This window comes from Leifsonia sp. (assembly GCF_051955155.1).
Taxonomy (GTDB): Bacteria; Actinomycetota; Actinomycetes; order Actinomycetales; family Microbacteriaceae; genus Leifsonia.
Genome location: NZ_JBQCGZ010000046.1, coordinates 1 through 13,875, shown reverse-complemented (window position 1 = coordinate 13,875; position 13,875 = coordinate 1). Strand labels below are relative to the sequence as shown.

The window sequence follows — 13,875 nt, the reverse complement described above, 5'->3', positions numbered from 1 at the left end:
CCCGCCCCGCGCGGCCGCCGCGCGGGGCGGCGGGGCGCGCCCCGCCCCCCCCCCCCCCCCCCCCCCCCCGCCCCCCCCCCCTCCCCCCTGACCGGCGGACGAGCGTGGCCCGTCCGCGGGCGTCGAGCGCGACGCCGCCCCCTGCGGCTCAGGCGCGCTCTACAGGGGAATGTCCGGACGAGGCGATCGGGTTCCATCCGATTCGGCGGTTGCGTGGAGAGGGGACGACCGGCCTGTCTGTCGGCCGTGTTAGTCTCGCCTGGTTCGCGAACGGAGGGAACGTGCACGACTCGGAGGAGCGGTCGGACTCCGCGCTGTGGCTGGAGGCCTCCTCGGGGACCGAGCGCTCGTTCGCCGTCCTCTTCGACCGCTATCGAACGCGCGTGTTCCGCAAGGCGTACGCGCAGCTGCGCAGCGTCGCCGACTCCGAGGACGTCGTCGCCCTGGTGTTCCTGGAGGCGTGGCGGAACCGGGCCAAGGTGCGCATCGTCGACGGCTCCCTGCTCCCGTGGCTGTTGACCATCACCCACTACGTGCTGCTGAACCAGACCAGGACGGCTCGCCGGTACAGCAGGCTGCTCGCGGCGGTTCCCGCGCCGGAGCAGGAGCCGGACCACGCGGACGACGTGGTCGACCGGCTGGACAGGGATGTGCAGCTGGCCGCCGTGCGCGATGCCATGTCCGGCCTGAGCGCGCAGGAGCGATCCGTCCTCGACCTCTGTCTGGTGGAGGAGCTTCCGATTGCAACCGTCGCGGCCGTGCTGGACATTCCTGTAGGTACGGTGAAATCGAAGCTGCACCGCGGCAGGGAGAAGGTTCGCAAGCGGCTTCTCGCGCGCGGCGCGACCGCGGACTTCACCGCCCGACTGGACGGAGTGCGACCGTGAGCCCCGCGTACGACCGAGAAGACCTGCCGGAGATGACCCCGGCGCGCACCGACGCGATCCGGGACGTCCTGATGACGTCGATCAGGACGGAGCCCGAGCGCAGACGCAGCACCCTCCGCCGCCGCTTCGCGATCTGGGGTGGCATCGGCATCCTCGCGATCGGAGGCGTGGCGACGGCCGCGACCGCCGTGGTGTCGGCGCAGCAGGTCACCAACACGGACGGCGTCTACTGCTTCGCGTCTGCCGAGCGCGGCGCGAACGGCGAGTTCGACATGTCCGGGGCCACGATGTACGACCCGGAGGCGCACGGCGGGCGCGTGAAGAACGCCCTCGAGATGTGCCGGATGATGTGGCGGGAGGGCGTGTTCGACAAGGACCACGACCCGCTCGCGCCGAGCAGCGCGCCCGGCCGGGTGCCGGAGCAGCTGCAGGTCTGCGTGATGGGCGACGGGACCGCTGCCGTCGTCCCGGGGCGGCCCGGCGTCTGCCAGGCGATCGGGCTGGCCCCGGAGAAGACGGACTGACTCAGCCGAGCGTGCCCGCCGGCCGGAACACCAGGGACTCGGTCCGGTCGTTGAACGCGGGCAGGCTCGCGCAGTTCGGAGTGCAGTTGTAACGCGATCCGCCGTACGATGCGGCGTCGTACAGCGTGACCCAGCACGACGCGTACGCCTTTGCGCTGCTGATCGTGTTCTGCCAGTCCGATGACAGGCTGGGGAAGCCGTAGGTGACGCCGGAGCACGGGCCGGCGCCGTAGAAGGTGTAGCTTCCGCCGCCGTAGCCGCTGTCCCGGTACACGGTGCCGAGCACGACGGACGACGCCGCCAGCAGGCTGCGGTTCTGTGCGGTGACGCCGGCGAGGTACGCATCCACCTCGTCCTGCGTGCCGAAGCACGCCGGCGAGGCGGGCGGCGCATCCGACCCGACCGGGTCGACGCGGACGGCGCAGTAGTCGCCGGTGGTCGAAGGCGTGGCGGCGAACGCGGCCGACGGGCTGAGCGACAGGACCGCAGCGGCGGCCAGGGAGAGAAGAAGACGCATGGGACACCTCGCGTGTTGAGCGGCCGGATGGCCGGGTTGCGGTCCCGGCGGCGCCGGGACTCATAGCCGGTATGTCCATCAGGGCCGGTGCGGTTCCGTGGGAACCCCGGCGCGGGTGGCGGACATATCCCTGCATGCGACACGCATCGCGTCCCCCTCGCTCGCAGGCGGTGCAGGCCAGCGCCCCTGCCCCGGTCGACCTGGCGAGCATCCTGAGCGTCTCGGCCGCGGCGGGCGCCGTCGTCGCCTTCGGACTCCCCGGGGTGTCGTTCCTGCTCGCGGTCGCCGCCCTCCTGTTCGCCGTCGTCTCCCGACGCCGGCTGCGCGGGGATCCGCACCTACGGGGAAGCCGGCTGGCCCTGGGCGGATTCCTGATCGGCGCCGGCATCGCGCTGATCGAGGTCATCCCGGCCCTGATCGGATTCGCTCTCGTCCTGGTCGGCGGAGCCCCCAGCGGCCGGTGACCGGCCGCGCCGTGGAGAACGACCGGAGAAGACGAGGGAACCCGCGGGCGGGGACCGGACATTCCCTTTCGGCCGGTATCGCGGCCGCCGAGGGGAGCGGAGGCTCCTCGCAGGGCAATGGGGGGAACATGGGGAAGTCGTCTGCACGCAGGTCTCGTCCGCCGAAGCTGCGGCTGGTCGTCGCGGCTGCGCTGGCTCTCGCGCTCACCGGGGCGGCCTTCCCGGTGGGGGCGTCTCGAAGCGAGCCGGCGCCGCCTGATGGAAGCGCGCAGGCCACGCCGACCCCGGCCCCGACCGACCGTCCGGAGGAGGTGCCGCCCGCCGCCCGGTCGAAGGCCCTCGGCGACGGCTGGCAGGCGTCCGAGGACCGCGCCGTCACCGCCGTCGCGACGGCGCAGGGCTACACCGTGCTGGCGGCCCGTGAGAAGCAGGGGTACGCGTGGACGACCGTCGCCACCCTGTCTCGCCCTGGCATCGACACCGACACCTGGGTCGGGAACATGTGCCTGACCGCCGACGCCAAGCGCGCCGTCGTCGTATACGGGCCGCGGACCGCGGCGAACAACGAGCCGGCGATGGGCCAGGGCGGTTTCGCCGCGATCGTGGACCTGGACTCCGGCGCGGTCCGCGACCTGCCGCACCGGTACACGCTCGCCTACTTCAACCCGGGGTGCGGTGTCGGACAGAAGGTGGCACTCACGTCGTACTCCGCGGACGGGCGGACCCGCATCGTCCAGGTGGACGCGAGCAGTGGAGCGGTGGAGGACACCCAGACCGTCGCCGGCCAGCTCACCTCCGCCGTCCCGACCTCCGCGGGGATCGTGGCGGCGGGCACGAACGCCCTGGTGAAGGTCGCCGGCCAGCATGTCTCGAAGCTGCGCGCTGCCGGGGGCACGCCGTACAACCTCGTCGCGCGGGCGGGATCGCTCGCGTACGTCGACGACTCGAACGCCAGCGCAGTGGCGCATCTGCTCACCGGGAACGGACTGACCGCCGAGACCGTGGTGGCCACCGGCGCGAAGACGGCGTTCGGCCTGCAGCGCGACGGACGCGGCCGGCTGGTCCTCACCGGAACCGCGAAGGTGCGGACGAAGGACGTGGCCGCCATGAAGACGAGCAGGCGCGGAGACCGCATTTCTTCGCATTCGCGTCTCGTCGTCGCGCCGCCCGTCGCGCGTGCGGACGAGGCCGATGGCACCTCGAGCCTGGTGAGCATCGAAGCCGACAGCCAGGCCACCGGCCGCGCGCTGAGCTTCACACACGCGACGGCCGACGACGTGTCAGCGACGCAGACGCCACGTGCGCAGAAGCTGACGGTCACGGCGGGTTCGCCGACCGATCCTCTCGAGCCGGAGCGCGCCTGCGCTGTCCCGCGCAACGACCCGCACAACCAGGCCTTGCAGCCCAAGCCGCGCCAGGTCGAGTGGACGATCGATCAGGCGATCTTCGGGAACCTCCCGGTGAGCAGGCCGGCGAACTGGAAGAACCTGGGGATGCCGGCGTACTCCCCGCAGGGCCTCTTCCCGCTGCCGGCGATCAGCGGTGGCGGCAGCGGCAGGATCCCGGCCCAGATCCTGCTGGGCATCGCGGCTCAGGAGTCGAACCTGTGGCAGGCGTCCCGATACACGACCCCCGGCGTCACCGGAAACCCGTTGGTTGGCAACTACTACGGCAACGACAGCACGTCCGAGAACGACGACTTCTGGACGGTCGATTGGAACTCGGCGGACTGCGGCTACGGAGTCATGCAGATCACGGACGGCATGCGCCGGCCGGAGATGGTGCGGTCGGGCGACGCGCCGTCGCTGCCGTACGACAAGCAGCGTGCGATCGCCCTGGACTTCACGGCCAACATCGCGGCGGGGGCGCAGCTGCTCGCGACCAAATGGAACCAGACCAGGGCTGCCGGCCTGACGATCAACAACGGCGACCCCGACTACCTCGAGAACTGGTTCTTCGCCGTCTGGGCGTACAACACCGGGTTCTATCCGCAGAGCGGGGGCGAGCCCTGGGGCGTCGGCTGGTTCAACAACCCGGTCAACCCGATCTGGGACCCGGGACGCACCGCCTTCCTCGACGGCGACCCGTCCGACGCAGCGCACCCGAGCGACTGGCCGTACCCGGAGAAGGTCCTCGGATTCGCCGCGAACGCGCTCGAGCTGCCGGAGAGCGACACATCCATCGTCCCCGCGTTCCGCACGGCATGGTGGGCGGACACCGACGGTCACGGGGGCACCATCAACCGCACGCGCGTGAAGCCCCCGAAGGAGCTCTTCTGCGTCGCCACGGTTAACGACTGCCACCCTGGAGTGTCGCAGCAGCCGTCGGACCCGGAGGACTTGCCGGGTCCCTGTCTGCACCAGAACGCCCAGGGGCAGTACGACCTGCGCTGCTACTACCACGGCAACGCGACGTGGAAGCCGGACTGCGACGAGACGTGCGGGCAGGAGCTGGTGCGGTTCGATCCGCGCGACGACGAGACCTACCCGTACCAGGCCGATGCCACCAGCTTCCCGCCGAACTGCACGAGGTCGGGCCTGCCCGCCGGCGCGCTCATCGTGGACGACGTGCCGAGCGGCACGGCGCCGGTGCTCGACGGGTCGGGCCGACCGTGCTCTCCTGTCTCGACGACGGGCGCGTTCTCGCTCAGTTTCACGGGCAAGGCTGATGGCACCGTCCCGTCGAAGATGGACCTGCACCAGCTCGGCGCCGGCTTCAACGATCACTTCTACTTCAGCCACACCTACGCGTCGCCGTCGCCGGTGCGGATCACCGGCACCTGGACGCTCGGGCAGTCGTTGAACCAGTGGACGCGCGTCCTCGTGCACATGCCGGACCACGCCGGCTGGACGAACCAGGCCCTCTACGCGATCAACAACGGCGCAGGGGCGGTCGAGCACCGGTCCCTGCTGCAGCGGAACTTCGCGAACACCTGGGTGTCGCTCGGCGTGTTCGACATGCACGGCGTCCCGAGCGTGTCGCTGGCCAATTCGACGACCGACCCGAAAGCCGAGGGGAAGACGGACATCGCGTGGGACGCGGTCGCCTTCCAGCCGCTGCCGGCGAAACCGCGCGACTTCTACGTCGCTCTCGGCGACTCGTACTCGTCTGGCGAGGGCGCATCGGCCGCGGACGGGAGCGACTTCTCCCGGGCCACCGACCACGGCGGCCCGGATGACAGCCCGACCCACGACCACGCGAACAACTGCCATCGATCGACGCAGGCGTGGCCGCGCAAGGCGGACATCAACGGCAGTGGCGTCAGCGTGGGCCAGCGGGCGGACAGCTACGATTCGACGCTGGACTTCCAGTTCGTCGCCTGCTCGGGTGCCGAGACGCGCCATATGCTCCCCTACCTCACAGCGAGCGGGCCGGTGCCCGTCGACGGGAGCGGCCACGACGGGCGCGAACCGCAGAACGGGATGCTCACCCAGCTCGACAGCGGCTTCCTGGACGCGAACACGACGCTGGTGAGCTTCTCGATCGGCGGCAACGACATCAAGTTCGGCCCGGTGTTCCAGGCCTGCATCGAGGCGTTCGTCGAGCTCGGGAACTGCGCTTCGTACACGCTGCCCAACGAGCTCGAGGGCGTCGAGACCGCGACCAAGCGCCGGGCCACCCAGGAGGTGCCGACCTCGATCGAGGTGATCCTCGGTCAGATCCGCTCGCGGGCGCCGAACGCGAAGATCGTGCTCATGGGCTACCCGAAGATCTTCGCCGCCGGCTCCACGTGCGTCATGGTCGGGGACAATCAGCGGCCCTGGCTCAACGAGGTCGCCGACGACCTGAACGCGTCCTTGCAGCAGGGGGTGACCGCGTTCACGACGGCGCACCCGGGCGGACCCGCCGTGACGTTCGCGAATCCGGTGACCGCCTTCGCGGGCAGGACCCTGTGCACGACCGACACAGCGATCAACGCCCTGATCTTCGACCTCACACCGGGCGACCGGCCGCAGATCACGATTCCGGCAGGCGGCCCGAACGGCGGTCTCGGCGTCTCGATGCAGTCCTTCCATCCGAACAAGAAGGGGACGACACTGTACTCCAACGTGTTCACCCAATCGCTGCAGTCGATCGGCTACCGGCCGTGACGATCTCTGGACGCAGGAGCGCCGTCGGGGCGGCGGTCTGTGCCGCGACGACGGCGCTCCTGCTCACCGGTTGCTCCCCGTCGGCGGCGGCCTCCGCGACGGACGACCTGACCTCGAACGTCGAGGCGTTCACCACCGACCTGGAGTCGGCCGCAGGCAACGCCTCCAGCGCGAGGGAACTGATCGGAAAGACGAGCGTTCAGGACTACAGCGGCTACCGGGACGACCCGGACGCCCTCAGGATCACCGGGTCGGGCTGGTACGAAGCGGAGGATGCCGACGGCACGGCGACCATCGACCTGCTCGCGATCGGGCGAGGCGAGTCGCGCAGCTGGTTCGCAACCGACCAGGCGATCGTGGCCAGGTGCGTCGAGTTCCGGGTCCTCCTCGGCGCAGGCGCGGAGTCCGGCGTGACGCAGCGGAGGATCGCGTGCCCGGCCGGCCTGAGGAGCGCGGCGGGGATCGGCGTGCGGATGCCCGAGGTCTGACGGAGCCAGGCTCTGGGCCCGGACGCCGGGGCGCTCTGCCAGTTCCCAGGTGGGATGACGGAGGATTTCACGGTCACCCCCACGAGAAGGAACCACCCCCATGAGCTCGCTCCGCGATCACATCGAGCGCACCCTCCACGACACCGACCGTCTCCCCGCCGCCGCGACCGAGGTGGTGGCGGACACCGGCGCGATCACGCTGCCGCAGCAGTAGCCCGCTCGCGCCGGCCGATCACACGGCCGGCGATCACGGCGATGAGGAACGCGGCCGGGGGGAGGACCGCGCACACCAGCAGCGCCAGGTTCAGCGCGGTCGTCGCGTCCGCGTCCGGGATGTAGGCGACGCAGTGATCCCCGCAGTCCATGTGGGCCAGCGCGTTGCCGATCACGCCGAACAGCAGCGCGATGCCGCCGATGACAACGGCGAAGCTCGCGAACACGATCGGGATGCCGGAGGCCCTGCGGCGGTTGAGCAGGAAGACGAGCGTGACACAGCCGTCGAGCGCGGCGAGCAGCAGTGAGGACGCGACGTTACCGACGTACTCGTACCACTGCAGGGGGACGTCCTGCTCGGCGAGCACGAACACGTCGCGGTGCCAGAACGGCCCGTACTCGACGAACAGCCACACCAGCAGCACGATCACCGACCAGCCGGCGTACGCCCACCCGGCCGCACGCTCGATCCGCACCCCCATGATGTTCGGAGCGTAGCGAAGCTCCCGCCCGCTCCGCGCGCCCCCGTCCGGGTCAGGCGCGGCGGGGCATCACCTGTTTGAGCACCCGGCGGAGCTCCGCCTCGATCCGCCGCGCCTGGTCGACGGAGACGCCGCCCTCGTCGCTGCGGCGTTCCGAGCCGGCGCAGCGGTCGCCGCCGGCGACGAAGTGGATGCAGATGCGACCGTCGGAGAGGACGGGGTGGCGCTGCCCGCAGTGCCCGCACTCCCGGTACGTGAACAGTTCAGCCATGATCCGACGGTACGGGCCGGATGTTTCGGCACGATTGCGCCCGCGCGAAGGGATGATGACAGGTCGCGGTCGCCAGTCCTTGCGGCTGGTGCGCCAGCACGCGACAACGCCGAGTACATGAAGCGCGGCGCGAAGACCGACAGTGTCTTCCTGGTGTCCTTCACGTGGAAGGACGGCTTCCTCCCCGGCCTCCTTCCTACAACCGCCCCTCGACGGCACCGTCCACGACTGGTGGCTCCTGAGGAGCGGTCGTGACGACGCGTCATCCGCCCGTGGTCCCGTGCGCCCCACAGGATGGAAGACCTTGATCCAGCATCAATGGAGCACTACACTCACTATTTAAATATTGGATGCGAATACCTGTAGCTCTGTGCATCTGTGGGCAAGCAGCCATTCCGGCCCGTCACTTTGTCGTAAGGAGGTAGCCATCGGCAGCCATCCCTCCTGTCACCTCCCTCGATCCCAGAGCGGGGAGTGCGCCCGCTCGCACACAAGGGAGTCAGACCATGACACGACACCTCAGCACCATCGCGACGGCCGTCGCGATGACGGCCCTCCTCACCGCGGGCGGAGGTGCAGCAGCGGCGATGGCGGACGAGCCGGCGCCTCTCGACAGCGGCTCCGCCATCGCGCCGACCGACAGCAGCATCACGCTCGACGAGCGGGCGCCCCGCACGGGCGTTGCGCCGCTCACCGTCGTCAACATCGGCGGCGGCACGTGGAACTACGGATCCGCGATCGGCATCTGGCCGCCGAAAACCTGCTGGTCCAACTACATCCACAACAGCAAATACCACAGCTCGACGGCGATCATTGCGAACAGCAACGTCAAGGTCTACGCCAACGCCGGGTCGTGGTCCAATGCGTCCACCTGGGCCGGCGCCGCGTACACCTGCTACGCCTATTGGGCCACATACTGAGAGCGAGGTCACTCTCAGCGGCTCGTCCGGTGACAGCGGCAGTCCGGCGTGATCGCCTGTCGACCACGTCGGACAGCCGTGTTGCGTGAATCCGAGCGAGGAAACCGCCCGGCATGAGATGGCTGCTGTCCGTCCTGATGATCGGCGCTACCCTCGCCACCGCGGTCGTCGCGCTGAGCGATGCCGTGCGCCAGCGGCAAGTCCACGCACGCACCGCAGTCGATCAGATCGGATTCGGATTCGAGTGGCCTAACGACCCTGGGGCAGCGGACCCCGAGACCGCTCAGGCGATCATCGCCGAGGCTGCCGACGTCACCGCATCGAATGTCATCAGGAAGCTCGTCGTCGCCGGCAGGACGGGAAAGACCGAGATCACCTTCTTCATCCAGCTGGGGCGGCAGACGTCGGCTCTGTTCACACCGTTCACGCTCGCGCAGGGACGATGGCTTACCCGGTCCGACATGAGTGCCGGAGCAGCGATGATCTCCACCACGAGTCCGGGTGCTGGCGGCGAGAGGATAGGGGTCCCCGCCGTCCTGGCCGGCGCGTACCACCTGACCTTCGCGCCACTGCAGCGCGCGTTCGACTCCATCCCGGTCACAGGACAGTACGTGCTCGAGTCCCCGGACGGTGCCGCCCGAATCAGGTTCTTCACGCTCGTGAACGAACGACTCGCTGCGGCAGGGTCTCCCGGAATCATCTCTGCTGCGCCCGCCCCCGCCGACATCGTCCGTCCGGCCGCCAACGCAGGGCTCGTGATCCTTCCGCCGATTCTGATCGTTCTCGCGGCACTGCTCGTGTCGGCCATCGTCCTCCGCTCGGGCAAACGAATCGGAGTGCTGCGCCTCTGCGGGCATTCGATAGCGAGCGTCTGGTATCTGATCGTCGGACGATTGCAGATCGTCGCGACTCTCGTCACCGGCCTCGGCTGTGTCGCGGGCGTCGCTGTGCTTCCCGGAGCCGACCTCGCCGTCCTCGGTCAGCTGCTCGCCGCGCTGCTCGGCGTCGGTGTGCTCGGTATCACCGCGACAGCCATCCTCGCGGTGGTCATCATCTCTCGTGTACGCGTCACGGATCTCGTGAAAGGAAGGCTGTAGTGGCTCAGCAAAAGGATGCGGGCGGTTCCCGGCCACGGCGCGGGGGCCGTGGCCGGACGACCATGGCCATCGCGACAGCAGCCAAAGTGGCGTGCGGGGTCGTTCTCGCTCTGATCACGCTTCAGGCGCTGCTCCAGCTCGCGGAATTGCGCGCTCGGCAGGACCTCGTCGACGGCTGGAGCGACACTGGCCGGTACGCTGTGTTCTTCCCGCACTCCAATGGCAACGACGCGGCGGAGCTGCAGACGGGTGGCCACACTACCAAGATCGCCGAGGCCCGGGATCTCTACCCCATCCTGGATGAGGGCGGTGCGATCTTCATCGACGCCGGGAACTACCTGCCAGGCGCCCCCATGTCGCAGCATCTGCCGGCCTGGCCGATCAGGGTCAACCCGAACTATCTCGATCGCTATCCGATTATGGACGCGAGCGGTAGTCCGATTCGCGTCGATCACGACGAGACGTCGTGGGTTGTCGCGGTGCCTGAGCGCTATCGAGAACACGCCGCCCAAATCGAGAGCTTCTTCCGGGCGACTAGAGCCGGCGACGAGAGCATCGATGGTGCTGTCCAGGGTCAGGAACGAATGCTGAAAGAACCGGTCCCGAGCAGATTCCGGAGCCAAGGGGTTCGCATCCTCTGGACAGCTTCCGGCCAAGAGGTCTTCAGTTTCAACGCCGAAGTGAATGCCGAACGGGGCAACATGATCGTCGATCCGATCGTCGAAATCATGACCACGTCCAACAGCATGACGGTCGATCGGCTCAATTCCATCACCGGATCACTGGACACCCCGTTGAAGGTCCGTGTCGACGGCGACCCGGCTGCGGCACTGCGACGATTGCTGCCGACACTCGAATCGCTCCGCCTCGACGACAACCTCCGGGCCCTGGTCACCACGAATGAGGCGATGCTGCAGCAACTCGAGGAGCTGCGCAGCACCATGCTCTGGACGGTTGCAGTGGCCGCCTTCGCGCTCGCCGTGATGCTCGCTTTCGACGTGTCGCTCGTGGTGATCGTCTGCGACCGCCTTCGACGCACGATCGCGGTGCGCCGGCTGCATGGCATGGGTCGGGTCCGCGCGCACCGGGAGATCTTCGTCCTGCTCGGAGTCGCCTGGCTGGGCCAATCCGTCCTGGCGGGCGCGATCCTCCTCGTTCCCGCCTTTCATCCACGGGGTCCGGCCGCCCAGCGGCTCGCGGCTGGGGAACTCTCGACGCTGATCGCCATGGCTGTCGTCGTGCTCTTGACCGAACTGATTCTCGCGGCCGTTGTCGCCGGCGCCATCGAGCGTCGCTCCATGGTCGGACGCCTCAAGGAACTCTGACGTGAACCTCCACTGTGAACTTCGAAGCGTGTGCAAGAGCTATGCCGGCACGGTCGTTCTCTCCGACTTCGACCTGGCTGTCGGACGGGGCGAAATGGTCGCGATCACCGGCGCGAGCGGGTCGGGAAAGTCGACTCTTCTGAACCTGATCGGTCTGCTCGACGCCGCAGACAGCGGCGACGTCCTCCTCTGGGGACAGGCAGCGCCCCGACCGCGCACCCGCCGAGCCACTCGGCTCATCCGTGACCATCTGGGCTATCTCTTCCAGAACTTCGCGTTGATCGACAACGCCACGGTCGAACAGAATCTCGCGGTCGCCCTGACCGACCGGCGTCACGGTCGGCGGAGGAAGGACCGGTTTGCGGAAGTTCTCGAACGCGTCGGCCTACCCGGTACAGAGCGCCGCACCGTCTACTCGCTCTCGGGCGGGGAACAGCAGCGTGTCGCGCTCGCCCGCCTCCTCCTGCGGCCGCGATCCCTCATTCTCGCCGACGAGCCGACGGGCTCCCTGGACGCCTCGAACCGCGCCGTCGTGTTGGATGTGCTGCGCGAGATGAACTGGGATGGCGCGACGATCCTCATCGCGACCCACGATGGGGACATCATCGATGCGTGCAGGCGCACTGTCCACCTCTCGCGCAGGGACGGACGTACCGGTGCAGGGGCGCAGCCTCAGCGGCCTGCCCAGGGGTCGTAGTCCGCGAGCAGCGGGCCCTGGGCCGGGCGGTCGGGCTCCCGTACATGCTGGAGGTTGATCCGCACCCGGCACTACTCCGCCTGGAGGTGGCGCTCGCGCATCGCGAGGAACAGCGGGAACGCGAACGCGAGCGCGACGAGCGGGACCAGCACGATGTAGACCCAGACCCGGCGCATCCCGATGCGGCGCGACTCGACCACCATGAAGACGATCGCGGCCACCGCCGCGACCAGCACGTCGACGGTCAGCGAGCTGACGGCGGGGCCGCTGCCGATCCAGTCGCCGACGTAGTCGCGGTGCCCGGCGATCGCGAGCACGTTGAACGTCCACGTGCCGACGAGCCCGGCCAGCGCCAGCACGAGGTAGGCGATGGCGCGGCCGTTCCAGCGGCGGGTCATGCGCCGGCCTTCGCGCGGGGGGACGGCGCGGCCTGCGCGGCCGGCACCGTCTCCGCCGCCGACGGCGGCTCCAACCGGCCCCCGCCGCCGCGCGTCCCCACCGCGACCACGGCGACGGCGGCCGCGACGCCCAGCACCGCGAGCGTCCACCCGCCCCACAGGAACACGCCGTCCGGGCGCACAATCGACTGCCCCGCCAGCGCCTGGGCCGTCAGCAGCGCGAGCGTCCCCGCGTAGACGACGGTCGCGACGACCACCAGGCGCAGCCGCACGCGGTCGTCGGCGAGAGGCCGCCAGTGCCGCCCCGCCCAGCCGAGCAGGATCGCAAGGAGCGGCAGCAGCTGCAGCGCGTGCATCCCCACGAAGTGCGGAATGCGCAGGTCGCCGCCGACGGTGCTCCAGCCGAGCAGTGGGAGGCCGGGGCCGCCGTCCGGCAGCCCGACCGTGTGCGCGCCCGCGATGCCGCGGAAGTCGGACAGCTGCTGCGCCGTCGGCCCGGTCATCAGGTAGGCGAGGCCCATCCCGACCAGAGCGATCACCGCTCCGGCGCGCACCGCGAACGTGGTGGAGCGCGTGGGCAGCCGCAGGAAGAAGACGGCGATCGTGGTCAGGAAGGTGCACACGTAGAGCACGGTGATCGACACCGCCATCGTCGCCCAGACCGCCTGCGCGAGCGGCGTCGACACGTTGAAGTGGCTGGTCGTCCCGGCGGCCGCGGCGCCGACGATGAGCGCCTGCTCCACGATCAGCGCGACCGCGACGACGGTGCCGGCGGCGTGGGCGATGCGGCGCCAGCGGGGGAGGTGCGCGATCAGCCACGCCCACGTCACGCTGTAGAGCAGGATGGACAGCGAGAACTTGAGCGGCTTGGCCCACACGTCGAGACCGGTGACCTGACGCGGGTCGACGAGCAGGCCGACCAGGCAGACGAGGGTGCTCGCCAGCATCAGCGCGGCGACCGTCATCAGCGGACGGTGCCAGGCGAAGACGGACTTCATAGCGATCTTCTCTCATTCGTGACGACGGCCTGGGCCATGCGGCGGAGGCCGAGAGCGAGGGTGTCCCCGAGCACCGTCCCGACGACGACGAGCTCGGTCATGCGGGAGCGGTCGGGCAAGGTGCCGACCGTGTTCAGGTCGGCCTCCGCCTGCAGGCGGGCCGCGGCGGCGTAGCGGTCCAGGTAGTCGTCGGGAAGCGGGAAGCCGGCGTTGTCGAACGCGTCGATCACCTGGGCGGCGATGCCGCGGCCGATGTTGTCCTCGCAGTCCGCCCAGCCGGAGCGGGCGATCAGCGCATCCACGCGGTCGAGGGCGGCGGGGCTGGGAGGCGCGACATCCGGGACCGCGGAGCGGGACACCGCTTGCTGCGCGGCGTCGAACGCGTGCGCGACCGGGGCGCCCGGTTCGTCGAGGGCAGCCAGCACGCCGCGGACCGCCGCGATGGACAGCTTGCCCACCTCGAGCATCGCGCGGATCAGCCGGAGCCGGCGCTCGTGCTCCTC

The 13,875-nt window shown here is 69.7% G+C and carries 15 protein-coding genes; 9 read left to right on the top strand and 6 right to left on the bottom strand.

Translation table 11 applies throughout. The annotated features are described in order from the left end of the window. Nucleotides 1-281: 281 nt before the first annotated feature. Together ACTHMF_RS04660 and ACTHMF_RS04655 are read left to right on the top strand one after the other, a co-directional pair. Nucleotides 282-887: an RNA polymerase sigma factor gene (locus ACTHMF_RS04660; RefSeq protein WP_314148808.1), complete on the top strand. Its 606-nt coding sequence runs from the start codon at nt 282-284 to the stop codon at nt 885-887. Then, nucleotides 884-1,411 (top strand): hypothetical protein, encoded by a 528-nt coding sequence (locus ACTHMF_RS04655; RefSeq protein WP_314148809.1) that lies wholly within the window; start codon nt 884-886, stop codon nt 1,409-1,411. The genes ACTHMF_RS04660 and ACTHMF_RS04655 overlap by 4 nt, the downstream gene beginning before the upstream one ends. A 1-nt stretch (nt 1,412) precedes the next feature. Here the strand turns inward: ACTHMF_RS04655 and ACTHMF_RS04650 are convergent, their stop codons facing one another. Further along, on the bottom strand, nt 1,413-1,928 hold the full coding sequence (locus ACTHMF_RS04650; RefSeq protein ID WP_314148810.1) for a hypothetical protein: 516 nt from the start codon (nt 1,926-1,928) through the stop codon (nt 1,413-1,415). A gap of 134 nt (nt 1,929-2,062) precedes the next feature. Between ACTHMF_RS04650 and ACTHMF_RS04645 the strand changes: the two genes are divergently transcribed. The 3 genes from ACTHMF_RS04645 to ACTHMF_RS04635 all read left to right on the top strand — a co-directional run bounded on the left by ACTHMF_RS04645 (nt 2,063) and on the right by ACTHMF_RS04635 (nt 6,971). Further along, a complete protein-coding gene (locus tag ACTHMF_RS04645; protein WP_314148811.1) occupies nt 2,063-2,392 on the top strand; it encodes a hypothetical protein in 330 nt (109 codons plus the stop codon). 128 nt (nt 2,393-2,520) lie between these two features. After that, the gene (locus tag ACTHMF_RS04640; RefSeq protein ID WP_440316491.1) at nt 2,521-6,483 is read left to right on the top strand and encodes a hypothetical protein; all 3,963 of its coding nucleotides are present in this window, start codon (nt 2,521-2,523) and stop codon (nt 6,481-6,483) included. Further along, entirely contained in the window at nt 6,480-6,971 is a 492-nt protein-coding gene (locus ACTHMF_RS04635; protein ID WP_440316490.1) for a hypothetical protein, read from the top strand. Before ACTHMF_RS04640 ends, ACTHMF_RS04635 begins: the two co-directional genes overlap by 4 nt. A gap of 194 nt (nt 6,972-7,165) precedes the next feature. Here ACTHMF_RS04635 and ACTHMF_RS04630 read toward each other — a convergent pair whose 3' ends face one another. Both ACTHMF_RS04630 and ACTHMF_RS04625 read right to left on the bottom strand, forming a co-directional pair. Then, on the bottom strand, nt 7,166-7,666 hold the full coding sequence (locus ACTHMF_RS04630) for a hypothetical protein (protein WP_440316489.1): 501 nt from the start codon (nt 7,664-7,666) through the stop codon (nt 7,166-7,168). 52 nt (nt 7,667-7,718) lie between these two features. Further along, on the bottom strand, nt 7,719-7,937 hold the full coding sequence (locus ACTHMF_RS04625) for a hypothetical protein (RefSeq protein ID WP_314148815.1): 219 nt from the start codon (nt 7,935-7,937) through the stop codon (nt 7,719-7,721). A 506-nt stretch (nt 7,938-8,443) separates the two neighbouring features. Here ACTHMF_RS04625 and ACTHMF_RS04620 point away from each other — a divergent pair. The 4 genes from ACTHMF_RS04620 (at nt 8,444) to ACTHMF_RS04605 (ending at nt 11,976) form a co-directional block, all read left to right on the top strand. Beyond that, entirely contained in the window at nt 8,444-8,857 is a 414-nt protein-coding gene (locus ACTHMF_RS04620) for a lactococcin 972 family bacteriocin (protein ID WP_440316488.1), read from the top strand. A gap of 113 nt (nt 8,858-8,970) precedes the next feature. Next, on the top strand, nt 8,971-9,954 hold the full coding sequence (locus ACTHMF_RS04615) for a hypothetical protein (RefSeq protein ID WP_440316487.1): 984 nt from the start codon (nt 8,971-8,973) through the stop codon (nt 9,952-9,954). Then, complete coding sequence (locus ACTHMF_RS04610) at nt 9,954-11,279, top strand: hypothetical protein (protein WP_440316486.1); 1,326 nt, start codon at nt 9,954-9,956, stop codon at nt 11,277-11,279. Before ACTHMF_RS04615 ends, ACTHMF_RS04610 begins: the two co-directional genes overlap by 1 nt. Before the next feature lie 28 nt (nt 11,280-11,307). Further along, on the top strand, nt 11,308-11,976 hold the full coding sequence (locus tag ACTHMF_RS04605; RefSeq protein WP_440316485.1) for an ATP-binding cassette domain-containing protein: 669 nt from the start codon (nt 11,308-11,310) through the stop codon (nt 11,974-11,976). A gap of 71 nt (nt 11,977-12,047) precedes the next feature. On the opposite strand, the gene ACTHMF_RS04600 is transcribed toward ACTHMF_RS04605, so the two are convergent. The 3 genes from ACTHMF_RS04600 to ACTHMF_RS04590 form a co-directional block, all read right to left on the bottom strand. After that, nucleotides 12,048-12,374 carry a DUF2834 domain-containing protein gene (locus tag ACTHMF_RS04600; protein WP_440316484.1) on the bottom strand — a complete coding sequence of 109 codons (327 nt, stop codon included), beginning with the start codon at nt 12,372-12,374 and terminating at the stop codon, nt 12,048-12,050. Continuing rightward, entirely contained in the window at nt 12,371-13,372 is a 1,002-nt protein-coding gene (locus ACTHMF_RS04595; protein ID WP_440316483.1) for a hypothetical protein, read from the bottom strand. Before ACTHMF_RS04595 ends, ACTHMF_RS04600 begins: the two co-directional genes overlap by 4 nt. Continuing rightward, the coding region (locus ACTHMF_RS04590; protein WP_440316482.1) for a MerR family transcriptional regulator at nt 13,369-13,875 on the bottom strand (507 nt) is incomplete at its 5' end. The genes ACTHMF_RS04595 and ACTHMF_RS04590, both read right to left, overlap by 4 nt.

Bases quoted from the DNA above. Each gene is read 5' to 3' on its own strand.
- ACTHMF_RS04650 (WP_314148810.1), bottom strand. From the start codon at position 1,928: ATGCGTCTTCTTCTCTCCCTGGCCGCCGCTGCGGTCCTGTCGCTCAGC.
- ACTHMF_RS04645 (WP_314148811.1), top strand. From the start codon at position 2,063: ATGCGACACGCATCGCGTCCCCCTCGCTCGCAGGCGGTGCAGGCCAGC.
- ACTHMF_RS04640 (WP_440316491.1), top strand. From the start codon at position 2,521: ATGGGGAAGTCGTCTGCACGCAGGTCTCGTCCGCCGAAGCTGCGGCTG.
- ACTHMF_RS04630 (WP_440316489.1), bottom strand. From the start codon at position 7,666: ATGGGGGTGCGGATCGAGCGTGCGGCCGGGTGGGCGTACGCCGGCTGG.
- ACTHMF_RS04625 (WP_314148815.1), bottom strand. From the start codon at position 7,937: ATGGCTGAACTGTTCACGTACCGGGAGTGCGGGCACTGCGGGCAGCGC.
- ACTHMF_RS04620 (WP_440316488.1), top strand. From the start codon at position 8,444: ATGACACGACACCTCAGCACCATCGCGACGGCCGTCGCGATGACGGCC.
- ACTHMF_RS04615 (WP_440316487.1), top strand. From the start codon at position 8,971: ATGAGATGGCTGCTGTCCGTCCTGATGATCGGCGCTACCCTCGCCACC.
- ACTHMF_RS04600 (WP_440316484.1), bottom strand. From the start codon at position 12,374: ATGACCCGCCGCTGGAACGGCCGCGCCATCGCCTACCTCGTGCTGGCG.
- ACTHMF_RS04595 (WP_440316483.1), bottom strand. From the start codon at position 13,372: ATGAAGTCCGTCTTCGCCTGGCACCGTCCGCTGATGACGGTCGCCGCG.